Raw genomic sequence first — 2,509 nt, forward strand, 5'->3', positions numbered from 1 at the left:
GGTTTGACGCGGGGCTGGCCAACCAGTTCGTCGTCCATGCCGCGCGGCTGGGCCGCAGGCGTCAGCGGCACCTGATCGGCCTGCTTTCGCTGCGAGATCGCCTCTACGGCGGCCATGTCGCCATTGCCGATGGCAACCAGGAAATGGTTGCCGTTCTCGCGCAACAGCTTCTGCACGCCCTTGATGGTGTAGCCCTGGTCGTAGAGCATGTGGCGGATGCCCTTGATCAGCTCGACATCCTGCGGCCGGTAGTAACGACGGCCGCCGCCGCGCTTCATCGGCTTGATCTGGTTGAAACGCGTTTCCCAGAAGCGCAGCACATGCTGCGGCAGATCGAGATCTTCGGCGACCTCGCTGATGGTACGAAAGGCGTCGGGGCTCTTGTCCATGGGCGAATCCTCACGCTGGACGATGATCCGGCCTACCTGCCGAATCGGGGCTTATTTCAGCGGTTTATGAAGCAATATTCAAGCCCGGCGTCATGGCGGCGACGGTTTTCAACCGCGCAGTAGGACTACTTGCCGCTTTTGGCCTTGCCGCTCTGATGGGAGCGCAAGATACGGCTCTTCAGCACATTCGACGACTTGAAGGTCATCACCCGACGCGGCAGGATCGGCACTTCCTCGCCGGTCTTGGGATTGCGGCCGATGCGTTCGTTCTTGGAGCGGACGTGGAATGTCGCGAAGGACGACAGCTTCACCGTTTCGCCGCGCACGATGGCTTCGCAGATTTCATCCAGCACCGCTTCGACGAGTTCGGCCGATTCAGTGCGCGACAGGCCGACCTTCCGGTAAACTGCCTCGGCAAGGTCGGCGCGCGTAAGTGTCTTTCCCCCCATGCGACCGTCCCATCAGCTCAAAACATAAAATTCGGCACAACAACGGCAGAGCCTAAGTAATTGATCCGTCAAGGTCAAGGACCGAAACTGGACCGTTCGGCACTTACCAGCGAACCAGGACAGCGCCCCAGGTGAAGCCACCGCCCATCGCTTCCAGGAGGACGAGATCGCCCTTCTTGATGCGGCCGTCGGCGACGGCCACCGACAGCGCCAACGGCACGGAAGCAGCCGAGGTGTTACCGTGCAAATCGACCGTAACCACCACCTTTTGCTCAGCTATCCCGAGCTTCTTGGCGGAAGCGTCAATAATTCGTTTATTGGCCTGGTGGGGCACGAACCAGTCGAGATCATCGGCTGAGATACCCGCTTGCGCGAACGTCGCCTCGATCACGTCGGTGATCATGCCGACCGCATGCTTGAAGACTTCGCGGCCCTCCATCCGGAGGTGGCCGACCGTACCCGTGGTCGACGGCCCGCCGTCGACGAAAAGCTTGTCCTTGTGCGTGCCGTCGGAGCGCAGGCTGGCCGCCAGAACGCCATGGTCGGCGATCGCGCCCGTCCCCTCGCCTGCTTCCAGGATCATGGCACCGGCGCCGTCGCCGAACAGCACACAGGTCGAGCGGTCGCTCCAATCGAGGATGCGCGAGAATGTTTCCGAACCGATCACCAGGACACGCTTGGCCAGGCCGCCGCGGATGTAGAGATCGGCGGTGGTCACGGCATAGACGAAGCCCGAACAGACCGCCTGCAGGTCGAAGGCAAAGCCGTGATGCATGCCGAGCCGGTTTTGGATCTCGACGGCAGTGGCCGGGAATGTGTTGTTGGGCGTCGAGGTCGCCAGCACGATCAGATCGATGTCGACTGGCGTGAGGCCGGCATTGGCAAGTGCGGCACGTGCCGCTGCTTCCCCCAGCGAAGCCGTGGTCTCGTCGTCACCAGCGATATGGCGCTGGCGAATACCGGTACGCTGGGCGATCCACTCATCGGAGGTCTCGACCATGCCTTCGAAATCGGCATTCTTCATGATTCGGCGGGGCAGCGCGGCGCCCGTGCCGCGCACGACTGATCTGATCAAAGTTCTTTCCTATTCCTTTGCGTCGGTGACGACGTCGGATTTCCTAGATGACAGGGCACGCGGGTTGCGCGCATGAAACAGGTCCAGATCGGCCTCGATGCGGTCGAGGAGGTTGTTGCGGACCATGTCATAGCCGAGTTCGATCGCGGCGGCGAACCCATCAGAATCAGCACCGCCATGGCTTTTGACGACGATGCCGCTCAACCCCAGGAAAACGCCACCGTTGGACCGGCCGACATCCATCTTTTCGCGCAGGCGATCGAAGGCGCCCTTGGCGAAGATGTAGCCGATCCTGGCCATCAGAGTCCGGCTCATCGCCGCGCGCAGATAGCCACCGATCTGGCGCACCGTGCCTTCCGCCGTCTTCAGCGCGATGTTGCCGGCAAAGCCTTCGGTGACGACGACGTCGACCACGCCCTTGCCGATATCGTCACCCTCGACGAAACCGTGATAGTTCATCGAGGCCATGTTGGCTTCGCGCAGCATGCGCCCGGCCTCCTTGACCTCTTCCTGGCCCTTGATCTCCTCGACGCCGACATTGAGCAGGCCGACGCTGGGCCGGGCTATGCCGAAGACCGAGCGCGCCATGCCGGTGC

At 62.1% G+C, this 2,509-nt stretch carries 3 protein-coding genes and 1 pseudogene; all 4 read right to left on the reverse strand.

The genetic code is table 11. The annotated features are described in order from the left end of the window. A partial coding sequence (locus EN984_RS30975) for a MerR family transcriptional regulator (protein ID WP_164765769.1) occupies positions 1–389 on the reverse strand: 389 nt, incomplete at its 3' end. Positions 390–514: 125 nt separating this feature from the next. Then, positions 515–838, reverse strand: coding sequence for an integration host factor subunit alpha (locus EN984_RS30980; protein WP_013532231.1), 324 nt, complete (start codon positions 836–838; stop codon positions 515–517). A 103-nt stretch (positions 839–941) separates the two neighbouring features. Continuing rightward, complete coding sequence (locus tag EN984_RS30985; RefSeq protein WP_127272084.1) at positions 942–1,913, reverse strand: beta-ketoacyl-ACP synthase III; 972 nt, start codon at positions 1,911–1,913, stop codon at positions 942–944. A 9-nt stretch (positions 1,914–1,922) separates the two neighbouring features. Continuing rightward, positions 1,923–2,509, reverse strand: a pseudogene (locus tag EN984_RS30990) (phosphate acyltransferase); the annotation flags it as partial.

This window comes from Mesorhizobium sp. M7A.F.Ca.CA.004.12.1.1 (genome assembly GCF_003997835.1).
In the GTDB taxonomy this organism is placed as follows: Bacteria; Pseudomonadota; Alphaproteobacteria; order Rhizobiales; family Rhizobiaceae; genus Mesorhizobium.

What these genes read in the sequence shown, in the direction of transcription:
- EN984_RS30980 (WP_013532231.1), bottom strand. Translation starts at nt 838, where the DNA reads ATGGGGGGAAAGACACTTACGCGCGCCGACCTTGCCGAGGCAGTTTAC.